Below are 22682 nucleotides of genomic sequence, written 5' to 3' on the forward strand. Positions count from 1 at the left end.
CGGCGGGGGTGGGGCCCCCCTGCGCTAACCGCACCGTCATGCCCCGCGTCCGGTGCCTGTCCGCCACACCTTAACCCGGCCCCTGTCTCCCCGGGGCCCCGTTTCTTGCGGACCGTCTTCGTGGGAGGCGAAACGGCAGGTCCGCCGCATGCTTGCCGCCGGTGTTTTGGCGGAGGAAGGTTCGGACGCGGTAGCTGCCTGAGCCCGGGTCGTCCGAGTGATGCCCCCATCCCCCGGACGAGCCACACCGCGTCCTATGCTCTGCTTAATCGATTTGGCGCGCCCGCGGCATGTTACCCGAGGTTACATGTCACTGTTACGCGACCGTTCCGGCCGATTTTCTGGCGATGTGTTGGTTTCGGGCAACAAAAAAGCCGGATCAATGAAGACCCGGCTGAGTTTGATTGGAAGTGCCTGTTAAGGCTAACCTCCAGAGGGGAACACTCGAGAGCGCTAATGGGAGGAGAACGCGCTCAGGAGATGATCTATATATGTGCTCTTCATGCCCAAGAAACAAGCATCTATTTTGCAACACTCACATGCAAAAAGGCGCCGGCTGTGGTCTAATCCGTCCCGAAGCGCAATAGGACCAGTTGAATCGCTGAAATACAGCCTGCGGCAAGGCAAAAATCGATCCGCGGCTGCGAATCAGCAGCGATTCCTGCTCGGAAAGTCGAAAAACGCAGGATGACGTGGAATCGTGCAGCACGCGTTTGTTTTTTCGGCAGGCAGACCTTGCTGGTGCATGCCGCCCAAAAGCCCGCCATCGAGCTTGACCTGAGGTGCGGCGGCTTGGGTTACGTGCCGGACAAGACCTGAAGCGCGTTGCAGGAGACCGTTCAAGGCCGCGCCCGTAAGGAGAGCTATATGCGAGCCACTTCGGCGATCGCCGGCAGCGTCATCTTTCTTGCTGTAGCGCCCGGCGTGGTCGCCGGACTGTTGCCTTGGCTGCTGACCGATCGCTATCGCCTGCCCTGGTCGAGACTGCCCGGTTTCGTTCCTGTGGGCTGGCTGCTGGTTGTCGCCGGCACAGCCATACTGCTGCACGCCTTTGCCCGGTTTGCCCTGGAGGGTCGGGGTACGCCCGCCCCGGTCGCGCCGACCGAGAGGCTGGTCGTCGGCGGCATCTACCGCCATGTCCGCAATCCGATGTACGTCGCCGTGCTGTCGATCGTCCTCGGCCAGGCACTGCTGTTTTCGAGCTGGACGGTCGCCGCCTATCTAGTCATCGCCGCGGCCGCCATGATCTCCTTCGTGAGACTATACGAGGAACCGACGCTTGCCCGCCGCTACGGTGACGAATACGAGGCCTACCGCCGTGCCGTACCAGGCTGGCTGCCCCGCCTGACACCTTGGCGCGGCTGACGCAGGCTCCAACGCTGCGTCACCACGGCAGCGGGCCGTCCTCGTTCGAGAACGTGCCCGTCGGACCGTTCGCGTCGAGAAGCGCGAGGCGCACGGGCTCCCGCGCGGCCTGTTCGACTGTGCGCGGACCTTCGAAGTTGTTGAGCTCCGTCGCGGTGTAGCCCGGGCACGCAGCGTTGACCTTGATGCCGGTCTCCTCGAGCTCGATGGCGAAGGCGAGCGTCATCGCGTTGACGGCCGTCTTCGACGGGTTGTAGACGGCGCCAAACGACGTGCGGTACGGAAAGGCCGGATCCGCGTTCAATGTCAGCGAGCCGGCGCCGCTCGATACGTTGACGATACGCGCCGCCGGCGCCTCACGAAGGAGCCGCAGCATCGCTTGCGTGACGGCGACGATGCCAAACACGTTCGTCTCGAATACGGCGCGTACGTCGTCGAGGGAGGCAATGCTCGGGCGGCCCGAATTGATGATCTCCTCGAGCGGCCTGCCCGGCTTTCCCGCATGGGAGATGCCGGCATTGTTCACCAGCACGTCGAGGCGGCCGAGTTCGATGCGGATGCGCTCTGCCGCGGCGGCGATCGACGCCTGATCGGTGACGTCGAGCTGCAGGGCGTGGGCATCCTCTCCGATGCTATTTGCGGCTGCCTCGGCATGCTCGAGCCTGCGCGATCCTACGAGCACGGTAAGGCCGTTCGCCGCGAGGTCCTTGGCGATCTGAAGACCGATGCCCTTGTTGGCCCCGGTGACCAGGGCGACGGGTTTGTCCTGCATGGTAATCTCCTTTTGTGCACCGATGTGTGGCCAACACCGCTTTGCCGTGCTAGATACAAGTCAAACGGAACCACGTTCCACATATATCCGGAACAAGGTTCCGTTTGCAAGAGGTAATTTGATGGGCGAAAAAACGCCGAACGGCAAAACGGATCAAGGCGATGGTCTGGAACCCCGCGACCGCGCGGATCGCCACGTGCGCGCCGACGCACGGCGCAACATCGACGCGTTGCTCCGGGCGGCCATGGCGGTGTTCGCGACCTCCGGCGTGGAGGCTCCGGTGCGAGAGATCGCGGAAAAGGCTGGCGTCGGCGTCGGCACCGTCTACCGCCATTTTCCACAGCGCTCGGACCTGATCGTGGCCGTCTTCCGCAACGAGGTTGACGCCTGTGCGGACGCCGCGCCGATCCTGGCCGGAAAGCATGAGCCCGGTGAAGCGCTGGCCCTGTGGATGCAGCGCTATGTGGATTTCATCACGGCAAAACGCGGCCTCGCGGCAGCCTTGTACTCAGGCAATCCGGCATTCGACACTTTGCCTGCCTATTTCAACCAACGGCTCCGGCCCGCGCTTCAAACATTGCTGGAGGCGGCGGCCGCGGCCGGCGAGGTGCGCGCCGATATCGAGCCGGGCGACCTGTTGGGCGCGGCCGCCAGCCTTGCCATGCCGGCACATGGCGGCGGCCCTGCCCAGGCGCGGCGCATGGTTGCCCTGCTGGTCGACGGTTTGCGCTACGGCGCCAGCACGCTGGCGGATACGCGTTCCTAAAGCGCGTTGCGTTCGACCGACCTGATGCGACGCGCTTTAGGTTCTTGTTTGATGCATGTCCTTATCGCAAAACCGCTGCACGCTTTTGCGCGACATGCATTAAATCAGAACGACCAGCTGCGCGCCTTGGCGATGATGAAATCGCGGAAGACATGCAGCTTCGCCTGGTTCTTCATCGCATCGGGATAGGCGAAATAGGTATCGAAGGACGGCACTTCGGTCTCGGGCAGCAACTGCACCAGTCCGGAATCCTTGCTGACCACGTAATCCGGCAGCATGGCGATGCCGGCGCCGCCCTGCACCGCCCGCTTGATCGACAATATGTCGTTGATCTGCAGCGTCGGCACCCTTTGCCCGCCTTCGAAATCGCCGACCGTCTCCAGCCAGTTCAGTTCCGACAGATGCGCCGGCACCGGCACGCCGAAGGTGACGATGCGATGGGTTTTCAGCTCGGCGATCGAATTCGGCTTGCCATATTTGTTTACATAGGATGGCGCCGCGTAGAGATGGAAATGCACGGTGAACAGGCGGCGCTGGATGAGGTCCGGCTGCTGCGGCTGGCGCAGCCGGATGGCGCAGTCGGCCTGGCGCATCGTGAGATCGAGCTCCTCATTGGCCAGGATGAGCTGCAGGCTGACCTCGGGATAGAGCTCGATGAATTCCTGCACGCGCTCTGTCAGCCAGCCAGCGCCGAGGCCGACCGTGGTCGTCACCCTGAGCACGCCGGAGGGCCGGTCCTTGGTTTCGGTCAGTCGCGACTTGATGGTTTCGAGCTTCATCAGCACGTCGTGCGCCGTGCGGAACAGCATCTCGCCCTGCTCGGTCAGCACCAGGCCGCGGGCATGGCGATTGAACAGCGGCACGCCGACGTCATGCTCGAGCGCGCTGACCTGCCGCGAGATCGCCGATTGCGACAAATGCAGTGTTTCCGCGGCATGGGTGAACGACCCCGCTTCCGCCGCGGCGTGAAACACGCGTAGCTTGTCCCAATCCAACGCCATGATTTCCCCTCGTCCTGTTTTCTGGCGTCCGCCTGTTTTCGGCGTCTGAATGAAAAATCAGGCTTTTGCGCGGCTTTTCTCAGCCGCTTATCGAACAATCACTCCGCCGCTTCGCGGTGAACCTCGATCCCCGCCAGATATTTTTCCGCCTCGAGCGCGGCCATGCAGCCGAGACCGGCCGCCGTCACCGCCTGGCGGTAGATGTCGTCGGTCACGTCGCCGGCGGCGAACACACCCGGCATATCGGTGCGGGTCGAATCCGGCGCCGTCCACAGATAGCCGTTCGGCTTCTGCTTCAGCTTGCCGGCAAACAGCTCGACCGCCGGCGCGTGGCCGATCGCCACGAACACGCCGTCGACCACCAGATGCATCTCCTGCCCGGTCACCACGTTGCGCAGCTTCAGCCCTTCGACCGACGGCGGCAGCGGCGCCTTGCCGGGCCTGCCGGTGATCTCGTCGACCACCGTGTCCCAGATGATGCGGACATTGTCTTTCCGCAGCAGCCGCTCGCGCAGGATGCGCTCGGCGCGGAAATCGCTGCGCCTGTGGATGACGGTGACGCTCTTGGCCAGGTTGGAGAGATAGAGCGCTTCCTCCACCGCCGAATTGCCGCCGCCGATCACCGCGACGTCCTTGCCGCGGTAGAAGAAGCCGTCGCAGGTGGCGCAGGCCGAGACGCCAAAACCCATGAAGGTGTGTTCGCTCGGGATGCCCAGCCATTTCGCCTGGGCTCCGGTGGCGATGATCAGCGCGTCGGCGGTATAGATCGTGCCGGAATCGCCCTTGGCGCGGAACGGCCGCACGTTGAGGTCGACCTCGGTGATGATGTCGTTGACGATGTCGGTGCCGACATGCTCGGCCTGCCTGAGCATCTCGCTCATCAGCCATGGACCCTGGATCGGTTCGGCGAAGCCCGGATAGTTTTCGACATCGGTGGTGATCATCAGTTGCCCGCCCTGCTGCAGGCCGGCGACCAGCATCGGCTTGAGCATGGCGCGGGCGGCATAGATCGCCGCCGTATAGCCGGCGGGGCCGGAGCCGATGATGAGAACAGGCGCGTGCTTGGTGATCATGAAAAACCTCTGCGGGGAGCAGCCATGGATTGTGGCATGAACTCTCGTCGATTGTTGCGCGTAATGTAAGTGTTGCCTGCGACGCCAGCAAGGCAAGTTGCCGTTCGTCCCCGGAAAGCTTCGGCGCCGGCGACGGCGACAAGCAACCCGCAGCAAGATGATGCGAAAATCCTCGATCCAGCGGATGGAATAGACAGCAAAGTCGTTTAACTACAAAGTCGCGAAAGATTCTTTCGCGTCACCACGGAAGCCACCATGCCGATCAAGGCCGATCTCGATGCCATCGACTGGAAGATCCTGCGCGAGCTTCAGCAGGACGGACGCATGACCAATGTCGAACTGTCGAGCCGCGTCGGCATTTCGGCGCCGCCGTGCCTGCGCCGCGTCAGGCGGCTGGAAGAGGCCGGCATCATCCGCGGCTACCGCGCTTTGCTCAACGCTCCGGCGCTCGGCCTCGACGTCGTCGCCTTCTGTCTGATCGGCCTGCATCACCAGGCCGACGCCGAACTCAAGACCTTCGCCGAGCGCACCCGCGGCTGGCCGATCGTGCGCGACGCCTGGATGGTGTCGGGCGAGTCCGATTTCCTGCTACATTGCGTGGCAAGCGATCTCGGCACCTTCCAGACCTTCGTCATCGAGGAACTGGCCTCGGCCCCCAATGTCGATACGGTGCGAACCGCGCTGACCATCCGCCGGGTCAAAGACGAAGGGCTGGTGGCGTTTTCGGCTTAAGAGAGCAGGCAAAGCGGCTGCGAAACAAAAACCCGGAAACAAAAAACCCGCCTCGGCGGGCGGGATCGTCGGTGGAAATCATCACCATATCCAAATTAGTAGCATAGCTGCCGGCACAAAGCAAGAACAAAATTGCCTTCAGCGTTAGAATGCGGCTTCATGCCAGCTTGGGTTCCTCGCCCCACGAAAGTGTGGAGAGGTGTCTCGGCGAAGCCGAGACGGAGAGGGGAACCGCGCTCTACGAAGCCCCCTCTCCGGCCGCTTCGCGGAGGGCGAGGAACCCAGGTCCTGAGAGTTCGAGGATCACCCTGCGTCGCAGAGGCGCGTTTCGACCATTTCGCACAAATGGTGGTAGAGGCACAAATGCCCCTGCTGGATGATCGGCGTCGAGGTCGAGGGTACGTTGAGCAGGATGTCGGAGAGCGGCTTCAGCTTGCCGCCGGTGTCGCCGGTCAGGCTGATCACCGTCATGCCCATCATGCGCGCCTGTTGGGCGGCGGCGAGGATGCTTGGCGAATTGCCGCTGGTCGAGATGGCGAGCAGCACGGCGCCCGCCGAACCATGCGCCTCGACCTGGCGCGCAAACACCGTGTCGAAGCCGTAATCATTGCCCCAGGCGGTCAGCACCGCCGCGTTGGCCGGCAGCGCGATGACGTTGTAGGCCTTGCGCTCCCTGAGGAAGCGGCCGACCAGCTCGCCGGCGATATGGATGGCGTCACTGGCCGAACCGCCATTGCCTGCTATCAGCAGCGCCTTGCCCTGCGAAAGCGCGGCGACGACGGCGCTGACCGCCCGCTCCATCTCGCTGGTCAGGTCGCGCTCGACCATCGCCGAAATCGCGGCCGCCGAGCGCGCCAGGTAATCGTTCAGTTCGGACATGAAACCCTCAGTTCCCGGCGCGCAATCTGCCGATAGTGCCGGTCGTGCTCTTGCCGGCGACGAGGTCGACCAGCACGACGCGCCCGCCGGCCTTCTGCACGACATCGGCGCCAACCACCTGATCGACCGTATAGTCAGCACCCTTGACCAGTATGTCGGGGCTCAGCGCCTCGATCAGCGAAAGCGGCGTATCCTCTTCGAAGATGACGACGGCGTCGACCGAGGCAAGTGCTGCCAGCACGCAGGCCCGGTCATGCTGGTCGTTGACCGGGCGCCCCGGCCCTTTCAGCCGGCGCACCGAGGCATCGCTGTTGAGGCCGAGCACCAGCCGGTCGCACTGGCTGCGCGCCGCATGCAACAGGCTGACATGGCCGGCATGCAGGATATCGAAACAGCCATTGGTGAAGCCGACGCTCAAGCCCTCGTCTTTCCAGCCCGCCACCAGCCGCGCGGCGGCGGCGGCATCGAGGATCGCATCCAGGTGGGCGACCGGACCGTGCGAGCGAAACAGCGCACCGGTGAGTTCCTCGATCGTCAGCCGCGCCGTGCCGCGCTTGCCGACGACAACACCGCCGGCGGCGTTGGCGATCGATCCGGCCATGGCACGATCAGCCCCTGCTGCAAGAGCCAGCGCGAAGGTCGCGATTACCGTGTCGCCGGCACCCGAAACGTCGAACACTTCGCGCGCCTGCGTGGCGATATGGCGGGCGTCATCCGCACCGACGACGCTCATGCCCTTTTCGCTGCGCGTCGCGACGACGAAATCGAAACCGTGCGCCGAAATCAGCTGGCGCGCCGCCGCCTCGATTTCGTCGTCGGCAAACACTGCGCGGCCGACCGCCTCGCCGAGTTCCTTGCGGTTGGGCGTGATTGCCGTCGCGCCGGCATAACGCGCATAGTCGCGGCCCTTCGGGTCGACCAGCACCGGCTTGCCCGCTTCCCGGCAGATCGAGATCAGCTCGCCGGCGACGCCGTCGAGCAGCACGCCCTTGCCATAGTCGGACAGAATGACGATGTCGGCGCGTGCCAGCGCTTCGCGAAAATGCCCGACCAATGTCGCGCGCTCGGCATCGCCCAGCGGCTTGATTTCCTCTTCGTCAAAACGCAGCACCTGCTGGTTGAGCGCGCTGAATCGGCTTTTGGACGACGTCATGCGATCGGCATCCTGCGCCAGCCCGCCGGCGTCGACGCCAAAGTCGCCGAGCATGCGCATGAGGTTCTTGCCGGCCTCGTCAGCGCCGATCACCGAGACCGGTATGACGGCAGCGCCGAGCGAAACGATATTGGCGACGACATTGCCGGCGCCGCCCATCGCCAGCGTTTCGCCGCGCCCGTGCAGCACCGGGATCGGCGCTTCCGGCGAAATGCGCTCGATCACGCCGTTGACGAAACGGTCGAGGATGAAATCGCCGACCACCAGCACGGTGGCGCTGCCGAAGCGCGAAATGGCGCGGTGAAGAGGTTCGGGAGAGGGCAGCTTGATCATGTCAACGCGTGGGAGAGCCGATTTTCAGTGACGGGGGATTCGATTGGCAGGGCCGGCCGTTCATGGCGATGCCGATATACCGCAATTTCAGCCGACGCAACGGCAGGCCTTCGACCGATCGCGGCGGCGCGACAATGCGTCAGCTTTTCTGCAACGCGACATGCACGCCCAGTCCGACAAGCACCGCACCGCCGGCGCGCCGCATCAGGCGCTGCGCCCGGCTCGACTGCCGCAGCCTGGCGATCACCGCGCCGGCCAGCACCACGCAAACAATGTCGGCCGACGAGAACATCAAATTGACGATTGTTCCAAGCACGACGAACTGCAGCCAGACCGGAAACGCTGCCGAGGCATCGATGAATTGCGGCAGGAACGCCATGAAGAAAATCGCCGTTTTTGGGTTGAGCACCTCGACGGCAACGCTCTCGAAAAAGGCGCGGCGGGCGGATTTCGGCTGAATTCCCGGCAAGACAACGTCGCCTTGCGCCTTGGCGCGAAACAGCGAAACACCGAGCCAGACCAGATACAGCGCACCGACCAGCTTGACCGCCATGTAAAGCACCGGCACGGCATGGAAAAGCACCGACAGGCCGACAGCGGCGGCGAAGACATGAACGTAGCCGCCAAGATGGATGCCGAGCGCCGCCATCAGGCCGGACCAGCGGCCGCGCGCCATGGTTTGCGCGGCGGCATAGAGCATGGCGGGACCGGGGATATAGGCGAAGATCGCCGTGGTGGCGAAAAAGGCGACAAGCAGTTCGGTTGACGGCATTACCTTGCTCCTGTCGCCGGTCGGCCGGCAGGCCGACTGAAACGTGACGTTTGCGGCGCCACTATGGCGCTCATCCGGCCGCCCAGCCACCTGCTTTGTCGACAGCCCGGCCCGCCTCCCCTATAAGGCCAGAATCCCACAAGGGCTACAACCGGCACAAGGTACCAGAGGCTTTCATGATCATCGTCACGGGCGGCGCCGGCATGATGGGTTCCAACATCGTCGCCGCGCTCAACGCCGAGGGTTTCAGCGACATCCTCGTCGTCGACGACCTCACCGACGGCCACAAGATCGCAAACCTCGCCGATCTCGAGATCGCCGACTATCTCGACAAGGACGATTTTCTGGCGCGGATGGAGGCCGGTGACCTCGGCCGCATCGAGGCCGTCTTCCACCAGGGCGCCTGCTCGACCACCACCGAATGGAACGGCAAGTTCATGATGGAGGTCAACTACGCCTATTCGAAGCGCCTGCTGCACGCCTGCCTGGCCCTGCGCTTGCCCTTCCTCTATGCCTCGTCCGCTTCGGTCTATGGCAGCGGCGCCGAGTTCCGCGAGGAGCCGCAATGCGAACGGCCGCTGAACGTCTATGCCTATTCGAAAAAACTGTTCGACGACTATGTCCGCCGCACCGTTTTCGATACCGATCACTCGCCGGTCGCGGGCCTGCGTTATTTCAACGTCTATGGACCGCGCGAGGCGCATAAGGGCGCCATGGCCTCTGTCGCCTTCCATCTGTTCAACCAGGTCGAGCAAGGGCAGAATCCCAAGCTGTTCGGCGCCTATGGCGGTTTCGGGCCCGGCGAGCAGAGCCGCGACTTCATCCATGTCGGCGATGTCGCCGACGTCAACCTGTGGCTGTGGAAACGCGGTTCCAGCGGCATCTTCAACTGCGGCACCGGCAAGGCCCAGCCGTTCCGCGCCATTGCCGAGACGGTGATCGATACGCTCGGCAAGGGCCAGATCGAATTCATCGAGTTTCCCGACCACCTCAAGGGCAGCTACCAGAGCTTTACGCAAGCTGATATGTCCCGCTTGCGCGCAGCCGGTTACAATGGCCAGTTCCGCACAGTGGAAACCGGCGTCAGAGACTATGTCGAATGGCTGAAAGCCCAACGATCCTCGTGATCGGCCCACGCTGGGTGGGCGACATGGTGATGGCGCAGTGCCTATTCCAGGCGCTGAGGGAGCTTCATCCGGATGCCGCCATCGATGTGCTGGCGCCGGCATGGGCAGCACCGCTGGTCAAGCGCATGCCCGAAATCCGTCAGCAGATTGACCTGCCGCTGCAATCCGGCGCATTCGAATTCCGCATCCGAAGGCGCTTCGGCCGCCTGCTGCGCGGCCGCTACGACATGGCCTTTGTCCTGCCGGGAAGCTGGAAATCGGCGCTGATCCCGTTCTTTGCCGGCATTCCGCGCCGTGTCGGCCATCTCAAGGAAATGCGCTACGGGCTGCTGACCGACATCGTGCCCTTGCCCGATCGCCTGAAACGGCGCACCGCCCAGGCCTATTTCAGCCTTGCACGTGGCGGCGCGTTCCAGGCGCCGAAGCTTGCCGTCGATCAAGCCAACCAGGCAGCATTGTTCGGTCGTTTCGGGCTGACGGCGGGGAAATTCGTGGCACTCATGCCCGGCGCCGAATTCGGTCCGGCCAAGCGCTGGCCGAGCGAACACTATGCCGGGCTCGCCCGCGAGATGATGGCGAAAGGGTTTGGCGTGGTACTGTTCGGATCGAAGAACGACGCTGAGGTGACGGCTGAAATCGCCGCGCTGGCTCCGGGCGCCGTCGATCTTGCCGGCCAGACGCGGCTCGAGGATGCCATCGACCTGATCGCGGCGGCGAGGCTTGCCGTCTCCAACGACAGCGGGCTGATGCATGTCGCCGCCGCCGTCGGCACGCCGGTCGTCGCCGTCTACGGCTCGACCTCGCCTGAGAACACGCCGCCGCTCGCCGATCGCCGCGAACTGGTCTGGCTCGGCCTGTCCTGTTCGCCCTGTCACAAAAAAATCTGCCCGCTCGGTCATCTCAACTGCCTGAAGACGCTGGAGGTCGAACGCGTCGTGGCGGCGGCGGAGCGGCTGCTGCCGGCCGCCGCATGAAAGTGCTGATCATCAAGACATCGTCCATGGGCGACGTCATCCACACCTTCCCGGCGATCGAGGACGCGCGCCACGCTCAGCCGGATATCTCCTTCGACTGGTGTGTCGAAGAGGCATTTGCCGGGATTGTGGCGCTGCATCCAGCCATCCAAACCATCCACAGCGTGGCGATCCGGCGCTGGCGCAGGAAGCTGCTCGAGCCCGGCACATGGCGGGAAGTGATCGGCTTGCGCCGCGCCTTGCGCGATTGCCGCTACGACCGCGTTCTCGATGCGCAAGGCTTGCTGAAATCGGCGCTGGTGGCGCGGCTGGCGGCGGCGCCGATCGCCGGTTTCGATCGGTCGAGCGCTCGGGAGCCGTCGGCGACCTTGTTCTACGACCACCGATATCCCGTGCCGCGCGGCCTGCATGCCATCGAGCGCACGAGGCGCCTGTTCGGGCTGGCGCTCGGCTACGAGCCGGATTTTTCCCGGCTTGACTCCGGCATCGCGCCGCCGGCCGGAAGATCCATTCTTGTCGGTGAAAAGACCGCCTTCCTGCTGCATGGCACCAGCCGCGACGACAAGAAATGGCCGGTCGCGGACTGGATCGAAACCGCCCGTCTGCTGGTGGACAAGGGAATAACGCCGGTCACCACTTGGTCGAACGACCGGGAAAAGGCGGTTGCCGAAGCGATCGCCGGCGCCGTTTCGCAAACCGTGGTGTTTCCCAGATCGCCGCTTGCCGAGATCGCCGCCGTCATCGGCGGCTCGGCGCTGGTCATCGGCGCCGACACCGGCCTGACCCATCTCGCCAGCGCTTTCGGCCTGCCGACGGTGGCGATATTCCTCGCTACCGAGCCTGGCCTGACCGGCCCGCGTGGGCCATTCTCATCGACGCTGCTGGCCAGGCCCGGTCACAGCGTCACCCCGCCGGAGGTGATGGCGGAAGCCGAGAGGCTTGTGGAGCGCCAGACGCTTGGTCAGGCCGGTGACCGCTGATTTGCTCAATCAATTCAATCGGAAAGGTCAGCGCTGCCCCTTCCCTTCTCCCCTTGTGGGAGAAGGCAGAGCAGCGCCAATCCCCTAGATAAATTGCACCTGGACGATCTCGTAGCCCCTAGCGCCGCCCGGTGCGTTGACCTCGATGGCGTCGCCGACTTCCTTGCCGATCAGGGCGCGGGCGATCGGCGACGAAATCGAGATGCGGCCGGACTTCACGTCGGCTTCCTGGTCGCCGACGATCTGGTAGGTCTTTTTCTCCTCGGTATCCTCGTCGACCAGCACCACGGTGGCGCCGAACTTGACCTTGTCGCCGCTGAGCTTGGTGACGTCGATCACCTCGGCCCGCGCGATCAGGTCCTCGAGTTCGTTGACCCGGCCCTCATTGAGGCTCTGTGCCTCTTTTGCCGCGTGATATTCGGCATTTTCGGAGAGGTCGCCATGCGAGCGCGCTTCGGAAATCGCCTCGATGATACGCGGCCGCTCCTGTTGCTGGCGCCAGCGCAGTTCTTCCTTCAATGACGCGAACCCCTCGCCTGTCATCGGGACCTTGTTCATAATGCCTGACCTTTCCTGCCGCCGCCCCCGCAATCGGGAGCGACCTTGTCGATGGTACAAAAAGAAAACGGTCCGGCAGCCTCGGGCTAACGGAACCGTCTCACCACAATTTCGCAAGATATAGCAATCTTCGCGGGTTTTTCACGTCCAAAAAGTCGGTTTTTGAAAAATCATCCGCCGATTGCACGGCTGACCCCACGTCAAGCGGGGGTTTCCAAGATCGTATCGTGTACCGTGATGCCAAATCTCGGTTGTGGCCAACATGTGCAGCACAGCAAAAACCGGCTGCGATCGCTCACAGCCGGTTATGAGCAGCGTTCCGGAGGATCAGCTCCTCATGAAATGATCGATCTGCTCCGACAGCATGCCGTATTCGCGAGATCCCTTGCCCGTGCGCTTCTCGATTTCGCGGAGCTGTTCCTGGGCCCCGGCAAGATCGCCGATCTGCAGGTGCGCCTCGCCGAGATATTCGCGCACCAGCGTGTAATTCGGGTCGATGCGCAGCGCTTCCTCGTAATAGCCGAGGCCGACGGTGACGCGGCCGGAATGGCGGTGCGAATAGCCGAGATAATTGAGGATACGCGGGTCCTGCTTGTTGGCGGCGAGGCTGAGCACGGCGATCGCCTCGTCATAGCGTCCATCCATCGCCAGCGCGCGACCGGCATCATAGATGCTGTCGTCATCCAGCATGCCTTGCTTCGGCGAGACACATTTCTTCTGTTTCTTGTCCCACGCCTGCCCCTTCTTGCACTGGCTCTGGCCGCCGCCGCCATTGCCGCCGCCGCCACCACCACCTCCCCCGCCTTCACCAGCCGAAAACGCCGGAGCCGCAATCAGCGGCAGGGCGGCGATGGCCATGGCGTAAATCAGCAATCGTCTGCGCATCGAACTCTCCTTTGAACCTGACAATGCAACACTAACGACCGGCCGGAGCCGTTTCGTCCCCCGGAAAATGCCATCCTATCTCAAAACCGCGATCTCTCCCAGCAAGGCCATCTTATCCCGGGAAGAGAGGGCATCGGAAATCATGCTTCACGATCAACGCCGCCGCGCAAGATAACGTGACGAGCGCTGCAAATCCGCTATCATCGGGCCGACCGAGCACGAAGCAGGGAGACGGCCGGTGCAGCAACGCGTTGAACGAGACTGGGAGCTTTCGATCGGTCCCGACACCGTGCGCCTGTTCATCCTGAAGGCGAAGGCGCTCAGCGCCGCCGTCAACGAAGACTATGCCGATGGCGCCGAGCACGAGGTAGAGCTCGACGGCAACGCGCACGACAACCACCATCATGACGGCCTTGCCGAGGAAAGCTCCGAAGATCTCACCGAAGAAGAACTGCGCGAGCTAATCGACGATCTCAATGTCGACGAAGCGGCCGAACTGATTGCGTTGGCCTGGGTCGGCCGCGGCGACTATGACGCGACGGAATGGACGGACGCGCTGTCCGCCGCCCGCGAGCGCGCCAACAAGCGCACGGCAAAATATCTGCTCGGCATGCCGCTGCTGGCGGACTGGCTCGAGGAAGGCCTGGAAGCGATCGGCGCGTGACGGCGCGGTTACCGATTGTGATCGCCTCGAACCTTCGTCCAAGGCAACTTCCCTGCATTCTGGCCGTTGCGAGCTGATGGCGGCGTTTGGTTTTTCCGGATTGTGCAGACTGATGCTCGCCGTTGCGGCGGCGTCGCTGCTGGCGGGACCTGCATTAGCCAAGGCGCCCGAACTACCGCAAACCGCACCGGTTCCCCAGCTCAACCGGGAAGCCACCTCGCCATCCCCAACCGAGATCCCGGTCCCCGAACCACGCCCCGCTCCGGAGGCTGAGCGGCCCAAAGACGGTCAGCCTCAAAACGATCAGCCCCAAAATGGCCAGTCCAAGACCGAGCAGCCGGAGCCGCCGGCGATCGCGCCGCAGCCGCCTGAAAAGCCGGCGCAGGCCGAGCCGCCGGCAAACCCATCGGTCGCGCCACCAAACCCCGCCGAGGCAGACGAGAAGGCGGAGCAAAAAATCCTTCCAGATCCTCGATCGGTCGCCATTGCCGGGAAAGAAATGCCGCCGGAGGAGTTGGCCTGCCGCAGGCGGCTGAAGTCGATGGGCGTCGATTTCGAGGAGCGCAAGCCCGAGCATGATACGGCGGTCGGTTGCTCGATCCCCTACCCGATCGTGCTGAAGACGCTCGGCAAATCCATCGCCATCGGCCCGGACCCAGAGCTCAATTGCCAGATGGCGGAAGCGGCCGCCCGCTTTGCTGCTTCGGTCATCCAGCCTGCCGCAAAGGCCGAGTTCGGCATGGATGTCAAATCGATCGGCCAGGCCTCCGCCTTCGTCTGCCGGCCGCGCCACGCCGGCGGCAAACTGTCGGAGCACGCCTTCGGCAACGCGCTCGACATCGCCAGCTTCACGCTTTCGGACGGGAAGGAGATCGATGTCGGCCCGGCGCCGCCGGAAAAGGACGCGAAATTCCTGGACACAGTGCGCAAGGCGGCCTGCGGGCCGTTCAAGACCGTGCTTGGTCCCGGCAGCGATGCCGATCATTCGCTGCATCTCCATTTCGATCTCGAGCCGCGCCGCAATGGCGGCACGTTTTGCCAATGACGCCGGCCGCCGGTACTGGGCGCCGCAATTTGGCCGCAGGCGTGAACGGCGCCGCTGATTTTTCCTTTACTCTTCAGGTTTAGAGTCTGTGCCATCTGGGGACAGGAACCCTTCCGATGGCCGGGCTATTTCGCGCTGCGCTTGCCGCTGCGCGGCACACAGAATGCGCGCGCATGGCCGGAAGGCTTGCCGCCCTGCTTGCCGTGGCGGCGGTCTCAGCCTGCAATACCGGCAGCGTGCTGTCGCTGCAGCCGGCCGTCGATGTCGGCAGCCAGACCGCTGCCGTCCCGCCCAATTCGGACCCGCAATATTCCGACCCGCAATATTCCGGCGCGCAAGATTCCGGGCCGCAATATTCGGGTATGCAGCGCCTCGTCCCGTCCAACCCCTATATGACCGCCGCCTATCCGCGCCTGGACAACCCGATGTCGCCGGCCGAACAGATGCCGGCCACAGAGATCGATTGCCGCAAGGAACTGAAACGCCTCGGCGTCGTCTACACCGACGTTGCGCCGATCCATGAAGGCCAGTGCGGCATCGACTATCCGGTCAAGGTCTCGGCCATCGGAAGCGTCGAGATGAAGCCGGCCGCGACGCTGACCTGCGACATGGCCGCCAGCTTTGCCGGCTGGACCAGGAACGAACTCGTGCCGTCGGCCCGCTGGCGCTATTTTTCAGGCGTCAAGACCATCCACCAGGGCTCGAGCTATTCCTGCCGCAGGATTGCCGGCGAAGGTGTTTTGTCGGAACACGGCAAGGGCAATGCGCTCGACGTGATGAGCATCGAGCTTAACAATGGCGACGACATCGACGTCCGCAAGCCCGGCCTGTTCGCCTTCCGCACGCGCGGCTTCCTCAACAATGTGCGCGCCGACGGCTGCCAGTATTTCACCACCGTGCTCGGCCCCGGCTATAACTACGACCACCGCAACCATTTCCATTTCGACATCAAGAACCGCAAGAACGGCTATCGCGCCTGCCGCTGATTGCAGCCCCTGCCCAAGACTTGCTGCGCCGGTTAAGATGGTGCGCAGACGCTTGGGTGGTGCCTCTTGAGCCAACGGAGCCTTCGACGACGTGCAACGACCTGGCTGGTGGCATGCTGTGCCGCCTATCTTTCGCTCGCCTATTTCGCCGCGCCTGAGTTCTGGACGTTACGGGACCGCAATTTTCGCAATCAGCAATTCGAGATGGTGACGCACACGCCGCAAGGCATTCCGGGCGATCCGATCAATGTCGGCCTTGTCGGCACCAAGAAGGAGCTTGTCCATGCTTTTGCCGTCGCCGGCTGGGATACGGCAGACGCCATCACGCTGAAGACCGCGATCGAGATCGGCGAAAGCGTGCTGTTCAACCGCCCCTATCCCGACGCGCCGGTCAGCCGGCTTTTGTTCGAAGGCCGCGCCCAGGACCTAGCCTTCGAAAAGCCGGTCGGCGACAGCGCCGACCGGCGCCACCACGTCCGCTTCTGGCAGACCCATGCGACCGGAGACGACGGCCGGCCGCTCTGGCTCGGCTCGGCAAGCTTCGACCGGGGCGTCGGCCTCAGCCATGACACCGGCGCGATCACCCATCATATCGGCCCCGACGTCGACGCCGAGCGCGACGGGCTGATGCACGACCTCTCCGCCGCCGGCATGCTGATCTCGACCAGCGAGATACCAGGCGTCGGCGCCACGAAGACCGGGCGCAACGGCGAAGGCGATCCCTATTTCACCGACGGCAGGGCCATCATCGGGGTCCTGTTGCAACTGCCGTAGGCGCGCAATCGGCCTTCCCGTCTGACAGCCATTTCGTCCCGACGGGCTCAGGGCACGGTGATCACGATCTTGCCGAACGGTCCTGTCTCCAGACGCTCAAACGCCTGCGGCACCTCGTCGAAGCCAAACACCTTGTCGATTACCGGCTTGATGGCAAGCATCTCGATCGCCTGGTTCATCCGTTCGAAAGCACGACGGTGACCGATCGATATGCCCTGGACGACGATCCGGTTGCGCATGAACGGCAAGATCGGAAAATTGAGCTCCATGCTGCCCAGCAAGCCGATAACTGACAGCCGGCCGTCGGCGCCCAGCGCATTGAGCGAGCGCCGCGCATTGTCGCCGCCGACCATTTCCAGCACATGCCTGACGCCGGCGCCGTTTGTCAGCTCACGCGCGGCCTCGTCCCACGCCGGCCGGCTGCGATAGTTTATCCCTTGCCAGGCGCCGAGCGCCTTCGCCCGCTCGAGCTTCTCGTCGCTGCTCGAGGTGACGATGGCGCGCAGGCCGAAGGCGGCGGCAAATTGCAGCGCAAACAGCGACACGCCGCCGGTGCCCTGGATGAGAACGGTTTCGCCCGGGATCGGCTTGGCCGCCTCGACCAGCGCGAACCACGCCGTCAGCGCCGCAATCGGCAGCGTCGATGCCTCGACGTCGCTGAGCGACGGCGGCGCCGCCACGGCGGCATCCTCATGAAAAAGCACATGCTCGGACAGCATGCCGGGCAGTGACGAACCAAGCGTATGCTTGTGCAGCACCGGCGGGGCGTCGCCGTCCGGCCAGTCGGCGATCACCTGGCCGAGCACGCGCTGCCCAATGCCGAAGCGGCTGACTTCGCTGCCGATGGCGACTACTTCGCCTACCGCGTCCGATGTCGGCACGAACGGAAAGCTGAGGTCCGGTATCAGCACGCCATCGACGATCATCCTGTCCTTGTAATTCAGCGATACCGCAGTGACGCGTACCAGAAGATCATGCGGCCCGGCTTGGGGCAGCTTTCCATCAGCCGGCTTCAACCTGGACAGGCCGAAACCGTTCATCTGCCAGGATCTGTTTTCGGTGCTCATTTGGTTCGCGCTCCGTGGTTGATGATTGCGCGAGACATTTACGCCGTTTCACTATGGAGAAAAGTGCTTCCATGTGGCATGTTCTGCAACAGATTAAGGAGCAAAACTCTACAATAGGGGCGCTTCATTGGAATCAGCCAATTTGCAAGGCATCGTCGCATTCGTTCACGCGGTGGAGGCCGGCAGCTTCACCGGCGCCGGCGCGCGGCTGCATGTCACCAAATCGGCGGTCGGCAAGTCGATCGCGCAGCTGGAACAGCGATTGGGCGTTCGCCTGCTCAACCGCACCACCCGCAGCCTCAGCCCGACCAGCGAGGGCCTGAGCTATTACGAAGCCTGCGTCAGGGCACTGGCCGAGATCGAAGCCGCGCAGTCACTGCTGGCTTCGCGCAAGCAGGTGCCTTCCGGGCGGCTGCGCGTCGACCTGCCTTTGGCCTTCGGCCGGCGGTGCGTCGCCCCGGTTCTGTTCGACATTTCCAAAAAATTCCCGGACCTGACGATGGAAATCTCGTTCAACGACCGGCGCGTCGACCTGATCGAGGAAGGCATCGACCTGGCGGTGCGCATGGGCGACCTCGACGACAGCTTGTCGATCGCCGCGCGCCGCATCTATGCCCAACGTTCGGCCATCTGCGCCGCCCCCGCCTATCTCGACGCCCATGGCAGGCCGCTATCGATCGAGGATCTGGCCAGGCACAGCCTCATCGGCTACGGCCGCGACGGCACGGTCCATCCCTGGACCGTCAGGCATGTCGACGGCCGTCTCGAAAAATTCGCGCCCAAGGCGCGGCTGGTGCTCGGCCACGGCGAACCGATGCTCGATGCGGTACTGGCCGGCTGCGGCATCGTCTATCTGCCGACATGGCTGACGGCCGACAGCATCAGGCGCGGCGAGCTCGAAATGGTTCTGTCGGACAGTCTTGTCGAAAACACCGTGGTGCATGCCATCTGGCCGGTAACACGCAATCTCGCGCCAAAGGTGCGCGTCGTCGTCGACGCCCTGATCGAGCATTTTGCCGCGCCGCCCTGGGATGTGGCAGGAGTGCCGCCTGATTGCCCGGCTCGCTAAATTTAAAAAGCGCGACCGTCCTATTTTCGAAAACAGCGCGGCAATGCTATGGACCCGGCATGCTTTATGCTGAAATTGCCATCGTGGTCGTCCTCATCTGCATTAACGGCCTTCTGTCGATGTCCGAGCTCGCCATCGTCTCGTCGCGGCCGGCGCGCCTCAAGACGATGATCGACCGCAACGTCAAGGGCGCCGGCCGGGCCCTGGCGCTCGGCGCCAATCCGGGAAAATTCCTGTCCTCGGTGCAGATCGGCATCACTTTGGTCGGCGTCTTGTCCGGTGCCTTTTCCGGCGCCACGCTCGGCGAGCGGCTGGCCACCTCCCTGGCGTCCGCCGGCATCCGCGAAAGCCTAGCCGATCCGCTCGGCGTCGGCATCGTCGTCGCCCTCATCACCTATGGCTCGCTGATCATCGGCGAACTGGTGCCCAAGCAGATCGCATTGCGCGACCCCGAACGGGTCGCCGTCAGGGTCGCCCCGGCAATGACCATCCTCGCCAGCGTCTCGGCGCCGCTGGTCTTCCTGCTCGATTTTTCCGGCCGCGCCCTCCTGTGGCTGCTTGGCCAGCGCGGTCAGAGCGAGGATAAGGTTACCGACGAGGAGATCAAGATGCTGGTCGCCGAAGCCGAGCACCACGGCACCATCGAATCCGACGAACGGCGGATGATCGCCGGCGTCATGCGGCTCGGCGACCGTGCCGTGCGCGCGGTGATGACGCCGCGCACCGAGGTCGACTGGATCAATCTGCAATCCGACGAGGCGGCCATCAGGAAGCTGCTGATGGACACCCAGCATTCGCGCCTGCCGGCCGGCGACGGCGGCGTCGACGCCATGATCGGCGTCGTCCAGACCCGCGACGTGCTGGCCGCAATGCTCGGCGGCCGCGCTCTCGACCCGCGCCGGCACGTGCGCGCCGCGCCAATCGTGCATGACCAGGCCGACGCGCTGGACGTGCTTGCGACGCTGAAAGAATCCGACGTGCCGATGGCGCTGGTGCATGACGAATACGGCCATTTCGAAGGCATCGTCACCCCGGCCGACATACTGGAAGCGATTACCGGCGTCTTCCGTTCCGATCTCGACGCCGGCGAAGAGGAAAACGCCGTCAAGCGCGAGGACGGCTCATGGCTGCTCGCCGGCTACATGCAGGCCGACGAGATGGCGGAGGTCCTCGGCATCGACCTGCCTGAGAACCGCGATTACGAAACCGTCGCCGGCTATGTGCTGTCGCATTTGCACCATCTGCCGGCGACCGGCGAATGCGTCGACGCGCAAGGCTGGCGCTTCGAGGTCGTCGACCTCGACGGCCGCCGCATCGACAAGCTCATCGCCACCCGCCTGCCCGGCGGCCACCGCGAGGTCGTGCGGTAACGATCGACGCGACTTATGGGCTATATGCTCGCGGCGACACCGCTCGCACAGTCAAAGTTGATTGGGAATACCGCCTATGGTCGACCACCTTTTCGCCGACCCGTATCTCGCTGCCGTCGATGCCTGGCACCCGAGATCTGCGCGCGACGACTATGATTTCTACCTGCCCCCCATTCTAACAGCAGACGCGGTGCTTGATGTCGGATGTGGAACGGGCACCCTCCTTCACGAGGCACGCCTGGCTGGACATTCAGGGCGGCTCTGCGGCATCGACCCAGCACCCGGCGTGTTGGATCGCGCACGAACGCGCGCGGATATCGAATGGGTTCTCGGCGATCTCCTATCGACCGGCTGGACAGCCGAGTTTGATCTCATTGTGATGACGGGGCATGCATTCCAGGCCCTTGTCAGTGACGAAGACCTGAGGGATTTCATGGCGGCTGTCCGACACGCCCTTGTGCCAGGCGGATGCTTCGCGTTCGAAACGCGGAACCCTTCGGTGCGGGCGTGGGAGCACTGGACACCCGAAAATGCGGTCGTCGTTGAGCTGCCTGACGGATCGCTGGTGCAGATCACAACAGAGGTGATCATGCCGTTCGACGGACAGACGGTGACATTCACCCACAGGTTCGGCGGAAAGCATCCGAGCCTTCCGCAAGTTAGTCGCAGCACCTTGCGATTCCTCGAGACGGACGCCTTATCGAGCCTGCTGGGGAACGCGGGGCTACGGATCGAACAGCAATTCGGCGACTTTGACGGCAGCCCACTTGGCCCTTCGAGCCCAGAGATCATCACGTTCGCGGCCAGATGAAAAGGAGCATCCGCTCTCCAGCCCTGCAAGCAACGACAACTCGCGGCCCCATTGCGGACGTGGAGCCGTATTTTGCGGCGGCTGCGACGCAGAAATGAGACTGCCGACCGTCAGCCAGGTCAAGCTTGGCAATCGCAGGACTCAGCGATCAATCGATTGCCTCGATGCCTTGTGCCCTCAGCCGTTCGAGATGGTCCATCATCCAGAGTGCCGGTTAGATAGACCCAGGCTGCCTGCTTTCGCGCGCCGTAGTTGGCGCTGTGGCCGGCTTCGATCAGGTCTCCCGGTTTAAGGTCGGCCCGGGTGCCGTGGTAGAATTGGCGCGGCTGGTCGGAGGCTGTCATCGGCTCGCTACTCATCCTCGTTGTCTCAGGCATCATGGTGCGCACTATTTCATGCACCTCATCGAACCAAGCCTCCGGCCGCGCGGTTATCGGCCGTCCGCGCTCAGCGCTGCCGACATCCATTCCGGTCATACCGCCCGATGCGCGCTAGCGGTCGGCTGCCGGCGCGGTTATTATCGGCGGCTGCACCGTCGCCAAGGTGGAAAATGGATCTGCAAGTCTTCAGAGACTCGATTGCGAAACCACAGCCGCCAGCCGGCTTGAGCCCTGCCCTGCAGGCGCTGTGGTGGGATGCAAAGGGCGATTGGGTCAAGGCGCACGAGTGCGCGCAGCAGCGCGACGATACGGCGGGCATGCACGTGCATGCCTATCTCCACCGCAAGGAAGGCGACCAGTCGAATGCGGAATATTGGTATCGCCGCAGCAACGCGGCGCCGTCGACCTTAACGCTTGACGAGGAATGGCAGGAGTTGGCAGGTACACTTTTGCAGCAAAGCTGACGCTTGCTCAGTCATCGTAAAATAGCCGGTCCTGCATCCACTCGCCGGGGTTTCAGCTGGCGCCCTGGGGCTTGTCCCTGCCGTTCCATTCCGCATTGCGCGCCTGCGCCTCTTCGGCGATCAGCTTGAACTCCCGCATCTTCGCAGCTTCGATGGCAAACGCATGGCTAGGCAAAACGCCGGGGTCCTCCTGACTGTTCTGAAACTGAAATCGGGCCTCCAGTTCGGCCCATATTCGCTCGGGTGCCGTATCCTTGCTGGCAAGCAGCGCGACGACCAGCGCCAAAGTCTCGCGCTGGGCGTTCAGCCGCCCTTCGATCTCTTCATTCGGCAATTCGGACATGCGGGTCGCTCCCAGTTTCTGGCTCAACGACAAAATCGCACCCTTGTTCCGGAATTCAGCGACGGCACGTTCAGGCTGAGCAGCGGATGCTCGCCGGCAAAGCAGTGCCGGGCAGCTCCTCGCAAACATCGTGGAGATCACCGAGTTCGAAGTCGATGCACTACTGACTTTGTCCAGCTTGAGCGGGCCGACACCATTCACCTACCCCTTTCGGCTGGCGCCGACGGGCCACAGGACGCATCTCCACTTCGAGGCTTCGATTACCGGGAAAGGGCTTCCCGGGCCGATGGCACTTCTCGCGCCGCTTGCGTCCAGCTTCTTCGAACGCGGCAATGCGAA

General features: G+C 63.6%; 25 protein-coding genes. 14 read left to right on the top strand and 11 right to left on the bottom strand.

The window, feature by feature from the left end; genetic code table 11:
* Positions 1 to 867 precede the first annotated feature (867 nt).
* Positions 868 to 1365, top strand: a complete 498-nt coding sequence (locus NKI08_RS31780) for a methyltransferase family protein (protein ID WP_352541068.1) — start codon at positions 868 to 870, stop codon at positions 1363 to 1365.
* 19 nt (positions 1366 to 1384) lie between these two features.
* Here the strand turns inward: NKI08_RS31780 and NKI08_RS31785 are convergent, their stop codons facing one another.
* Positions 1385 to 2137 carry an SDR family oxidoreductase gene (locus NKI08_RS31785; RefSeq protein ID WP_352469808.1) on the bottom strand — a complete coding sequence of 251 codons (753 nt, stop codon included), beginning with the start codon at positions 2135 to 2137 and terminating at the stop codon, positions 1385 to 1387.
* A 121-nt stretch (positions 2138 to 2258) separates the two neighbouring features.
* Here NKI08_RS31785 and NKI08_RS31790 point away from each other — a divergent pair, with 121 nt between their 5' ends.
* On the top strand, positions 2259 to 2903 hold the full coding sequence (locus NKI08_RS31790; RefSeq protein ID WP_352458407.1) for a TetR/AcrR family transcriptional regulator: 645 nt from the start codon (positions 2259 to 2261) through the stop codon (positions 2901 to 2903).
* 104 nt (positions 2904 to 3007) lie between these two features.
* Here the strand turns inward: NKI08_RS31790 and NKI08_RS31795 are convergent, their stop codons facing one another.
* Positions 3008 to 3904 (bottom strand): LysR family transcriptional regulator, encoded by an 897-nt coding sequence (locus NKI08_RS31795; protein WP_023678345.1) that lies wholly within the window; start codon positions 3902 to 3904, stop codon positions 3008 to 3010.
* A gap of 98 nt (positions 3905 to 4002) precedes the next feature.
* Positions 4003 to 4977, bottom strand: coding sequence for a thioredoxin-disulfide reductase (trxB, locus tag NKI08_RS31800; RefSeq protein ID WP_352469805.1), 975 nt, complete (start codon positions 4975 to 4977; stop codon positions 4003 to 4005).
* 255 nt (positions 4978 to 5232) lie between these two features.
* Between trxB and NKI08_RS31805 the strand changes: the two genes are divergently transcribed.
* Positions 5233 to 5709, top strand: coding sequence for an Lrp/AsnC family transcriptional regulator (locus NKI08_RS31805; RefSeq protein ID WP_023678347.1), 477 nt, complete (start codon positions 5233 to 5235; stop codon positions 5707 to 5709).
* 303 nt (positions 5710 to 6012) lie between these two features.
* On the opposite strand, the gene NKI08_RS31810 is transcribed toward NKI08_RS31805, so the two are convergent.
* The 3 genes from NKI08_RS31810 to NKI08_RS31820 all read right to left on the bottom strand — a co-directional run bounded on the left by NKI08_RS31810 (position 6013) and on the right by NKI08_RS31820 (position 8846).
* Positions 6013 to 6588 (bottom strand): D-sedoheptulose-7-phosphate isomerase, encoded by a 576-nt coding sequence (locus tag NKI08_RS31810; RefSeq protein WP_023678348.1) that lies wholly within the window; start codon positions 6586 to 6588, stop codon positions 6013 to 6015.
* Positions 6589 to 6595: 7 nt separating this feature from the next.
* Positions 6596 to 8074 (bottom strand): D-glycero-beta-D-manno-heptose-7-phosphate kinase, encoded by a 1479-nt coding sequence (gene rfaE1, locus NKI08_RS31815; RefSeq protein ID WP_352775054.1) that lies wholly within the window; start codon positions 8072 to 8074, stop codon positions 6596 to 6598.
* 139 nt (positions 8075 to 8213) lie between these two features.
* A complete protein-coding gene (locus NKI08_RS31820; RefSeq protein WP_352683552.1) occupies positions 8214 to 8846 on the bottom strand; it encodes a LysE family translocator in 633 nt (210 codons plus the stop codon).
* A 176-nt stretch (positions 8847 to 9022) separates the two neighbouring features.
* Here NKI08_RS31820 and rfaD point away from each other — a divergent pair, with 176 nt between their 5' ends.
* From rfaD to waaC, 3 genes are read left to right on the top strand one after another with little or no spacing between them, the layout of a single operon-like run.
* Positions 9023 to 9973 carry an ADP-glyceromanno-heptose 6-epimerase gene (rfaD, locus tag NKI08_RS31825; protein ID WP_352775056.1) on the top strand — a complete coding sequence of 317 codons (951 nt, stop codon included), beginning with the start codon at positions 9023 to 9025 and terminating at the stop codon, positions 9971 to 9973.
* Positions 9946 to 10947, top strand: a complete 1002-nt coding sequence (gene waaF / locus NKI08_RS31830) for a lipopolysaccharide heptosyltransferase II (protein WP_352775059.1) — start codon at positions 9946 to 9948, stop codon at positions 10945 to 10947. The genes rfaD and waaF overlap by 28 nt, the downstream gene beginning before the upstream one ends.
* Positions 10944 to 11927, top strand: a complete 984-nt coding sequence (waaC, locus tag NKI08_RS31835) for a lipopolysaccharide heptosyltransferase I (protein WP_352775062.1) — start codon at positions 10944 to 10946, stop codon at positions 11925 to 11927. Before waaF ends, waaC begins: the two co-directional genes overlap by 4 nt.
* An 84-nt stretch (positions 11928 to 12011) precedes the next feature.
* Here the strand turns inward: waaC and greA are convergent, their stop codons facing one another.
* Both greA and NKI08_RS31845 read right to left on the bottom strand, forming a co-directional pair.
* Complete coding sequence (gene greA, locus NKI08_RS31840) at positions 12012 to 12485, bottom strand: transcription elongation factor GreA (RefSeq protein ID WP_023719113.1); 474 nt, start codon at positions 12483 to 12485, stop codon at positions 12012 to 12014.
* Between the two features lie 327 nt (positions 12486 to 12812).
* Positions 12813 to 13370 carry a tetratricopeptide repeat protein gene (locus tag NKI08_RS31845; protein ID WP_352541060.1) on the bottom strand — a complete coding sequence of 186 codons (558 nt, stop codon included), beginning with the start codon at positions 13368 to 13370 and terminating at the stop codon, positions 12813 to 12815.
* A gap of 238 nt (positions 13371 to 13608) precedes the next feature.
* Between NKI08_RS31845 and NKI08_RS31850 the strand changes: the two genes are divergently transcribed.
* The 4 genes from NKI08_RS31850 to NKI08_RS31865 all read left to right on the top strand — a co-directional run bounded on the left by NKI08_RS31850 (position 13609) and on the right by NKI08_RS31865 (position 16839).
* A complete protein-coding gene (locus tag NKI08_RS31850) occupies positions 13609 to 14034 on the top strand; it encodes a DUF3775 domain-containing protein (protein ID WP_023678354.1) in 426 nt (141 codons plus the stop codon).
* 112 nt (positions 14035 to 14146) lie between these two features.
* Positions 14147 to 15079 (top strand): extensin-like domain-containing protein, encoded by a 933-nt coding sequence (locus tag NKI08_RS31855; protein ID WP_352775066.1) that lies wholly within the window; start codon positions 14147 to 14149, stop codon positions 15077 to 15079.
* Positions 15080 to 15195: 116 nt separating this feature from the next.
* Positions 15196 to 16065 carry an extensin-like domain-containing protein gene (locus NKI08_RS31860; protein ID WP_352683542.1) on the top strand — a complete coding sequence of 290 codons (870 nt, stop codon included), beginning with the start codon at positions 15196 to 15198 and terminating at the stop codon, positions 16063 to 16065.
* 66 nt (positions 16066 to 16131) lie between these two features.
* Positions 16132 to 16839, top strand: coding sequence for an LssY C-terminal domain-containing protein (locus tag NKI08_RS31865; protein ID WP_352775070.1), 708 nt, complete (start codon positions 16132 to 16134; stop codon positions 16837 to 16839).
* 47 nt (positions 16840 to 16886) lie between these two features.
* Here the strand turns inward: NKI08_RS31865 and NKI08_RS31870 are convergent, their stop codons facing one another.
* Positions 16887 to 17906: a zinc-dependent alcohol dehydrogenase family protein gene (locus NKI08_RS31870; RefSeq protein WP_352775072.1), complete on the bottom strand. Its 1020-nt coding sequence runs from the start codon at positions 17904 to 17906 to the stop codon at positions 16887 to 16889.
* 127 nt (positions 17907 to 18033) lie between these two features.
* On the opposite strand from NKI08_RS31870, the gene NKI08_RS31875 reads away from it, so the two are divergent.
* The 3 genes from NKI08_RS31875 (at position 18034) to NKI08_RS31885 (ending at position 21156) form a co-directional block, all read left to right on the top strand.
* Positions 18034 to 18975 carry a LysR family transcriptional regulator gene (locus NKI08_RS31875; protein ID WP_352775075.1) on the top strand — a complete coding sequence of 314 codons (942 nt, stop codon included), beginning with the start codon at positions 18034 to 18036 and terminating at the stop codon, positions 18973 to 18975.
* A 59-nt stretch (positions 18976 to 19034) separates the two neighbouring features.
* Positions 19035 to 20345 carry a hemolysin family protein gene (locus NKI08_RS31880; protein ID WP_352775078.1) on the top strand — a complete coding sequence of 437 codons (1311 nt, stop codon included), beginning with the start codon at positions 19035 to 19037 and terminating at the stop codon, positions 20343 to 20345.
* Between the two features lie 76 nt (positions 20346 to 20421).
* Entirely contained in the window at positions 20422 to 21156 is a 735-nt protein-coding gene (locus NKI08_RS31885) for a class I SAM-dependent DNA methyltransferase (protein WP_352775079.1), read from the top strand.
* A gap of 119 nt (positions 21157 to 21275) precedes the next feature.
* Here the strand turns inward: NKI08_RS31885 and NKI08_RS31890 are convergent, their stop codons facing one another.
* Positions 21276 to 21632 carry an NAD(+)--rifampin ADP-ribosyltransferase gene (locus tag NKI08_RS31890; RefSeq protein WP_352502225.1) on the bottom strand — a complete coding sequence of 119 codons (357 nt, stop codon included), beginning with the start codon at positions 21630 to 21632 and terminating at the stop codon, positions 21276 to 21278.
* A 74-nt stretch (positions 21633 to 21706) separates the two neighbouring features.
* Here NKI08_RS31890 and NKI08_RS31895 point away from each other — a divergent pair, with 74 nt between their 5' ends.
* Positions 21707 to 22000 (top strand): hypothetical protein, encoded by a 294-nt coding sequence (locus tag NKI08_RS31895; protein ID WP_352775083.1) that lies wholly within the window; start codon positions 21707 to 21709, stop codon positions 21998 to 22000.
* Positions 22001 to 22052: 52 nt separating this feature from the next.
* On the opposite strand, the gene NKI08_RS31900 is transcribed toward NKI08_RS31895, so the two are convergent.
* The gene (locus NKI08_RS31900; protein ID WP_352775086.1) at positions 22053 to 22544 is read right to left on the bottom strand and encodes a hypothetical protein; all 492 of its coding nucleotides are present in this window, start codon (positions 22542 to 22544) and stop codon (positions 22053 to 22055) included.
* Positions 22545 to 22682 lie beyond the last annotated feature (138 nt).

The organism is Mesorhizobium sp. M0768 (assembly GCF_040320195.1).
In the GTDB taxonomy this organism is placed as follows: domain Bacteria; phylum Pseudomonadota; class Alphaproteobacteria; order Rhizobiales; family Rhizobiaceae; genus Mesorhizobium.

Coding starts and splice junctions, on each gene's coding strand:
- NKI08_RS31780 (WP_352541068.1), top strand. CDS start 868: ATGCGAGCCACTTCGGCGATCGCCGGCAGCGTCATCTTTCTTGCTGTA.
- NKI08_RS31785 (WP_352469808.1), bottom strand. CDS start 2,137: ATGCAGGACAAACCCGTCGCCCTGGTCACCGGGGCCAACAAGGGCATC.
- NKI08_RS31790 (WP_352458407.1), top strand. CDS start 2,259: ATGGGCGAAAAAACGCCGAACGGCAAAACGGATCAAGGCGATGGTCTG.
- NKI08_RS31795 (WP_023678345.1), bottom strand. CDS start 3,904: ATGGCGTTGGATTGGGACAAGCTACGCGTGTTTCACGCCGCGGCGGAA.
- trxB (WP_352469805.1), bottom strand. CDS start 4,977: ATGATCACCAAGCACGCGCCTGTTCTCATCATCGGCTCCGGCCCCGCC.
- NKI08_RS31805 (WP_023678347.1), top strand. CDS start 5,233: ATGCCGATCAAGGCCGATCTCGATGCCATCGACTGGAAGATCCTGCGC.
- NKI08_RS31810 (WP_023678348.1), bottom strand. CDS start 6,588: ATGTCCGAACTGAACGATTACCTGGCGCGCTCGGCGGCCGCGATTTCG.
- rfaE1 (WP_352775054.1), bottom strand. CDS start 8,074: ATGATCAAGCTGCCCTCTCCCGAACCTCTTCACCGCGCCATTTCGCGC.
- NKI08_RS31820 (WP_352683552.1), bottom strand. CDS start 8,846: ATGCCGTCAACCGAACTGCTTGTCGCCTTTTTCGCCACCACGGCGATC.
- rfaD (WP_352775056.1), top strand. CDS start 9,023: ATGATCATCGTCACGGGCGGCGCCGGCATGATGGGTTCCAACATCGTC.
- waaF (WP_352775059.1), top strand. CDS start 9,946: ATGGCTGAAAGCCCAACGATCCTCGTGATCGGCCCACGCTGGGTGGGC.
- waaC (WP_352775062.1), top strand. CDS start 10,944: ATGAAAGTGCTGATCATCAAGACATCGTCCATGGGCGACGTCATCCAC.
- greA (WP_023719113.1), bottom strand. CDS start 12,485: ATGAACAAGGTCCCGATGACAGGCGAGGGGTTCGCGTCATTGAAGGAA.
- NKI08_RS31845 (WP_352541060.1), bottom strand. CDS start 13,370: ATGCGCAGACGATTGCTGATTTACGCCATGGCCATCGCCGCCCTGCCG.
- NKI08_RS31855 (WP_352775066.1), top strand. CDS start 14,147: ATGCTCGCCGTTGCGGCGGCGTCGCTGCTGGCGGGACCTGCATTAGCC.
- NKI08_RS31860 (WP_352683542.1), top strand. CDS start 15,196: ATGGCCGGGCTATTTCGCGCTGCGCTTGCCGCTGCGCGGCACACAGAA.
- NKI08_RS31870 (WP_352775072.1), bottom strand. CDS start 17,906: ATGAGCACCGAAAACAGATCCTGGCAGATGAACGGTTTCGGCCTGTCC.
- NKI08_RS31880 (WP_352775078.1), top strand. CDS start 19,035: ATGCTTTATGCTGAAATTGCCATCGTGGTCGTCCTCATCTGCATTAAC.
- NKI08_RS31885 (WP_352775079.1), top strand. CDS start 20,422: ATGGTCGACCACCTTTTCGCCGACCCGTATCTCGCTGCCGTCGATGCC.
- NKI08_RS31890 (WP_352502225.1), bottom strand. CDS start 21,632: ATGACCGGAATGGATGTCGGCAGCGCTGAGCGCGGACGGCCGATAACC.
- NKI08_RS31895 (WP_352775083.1), top strand. CDS start 21,707: ATGGATCTGCAAGTCTTCAGAGACTCGATTGCGAAACCACAGCCGCCA.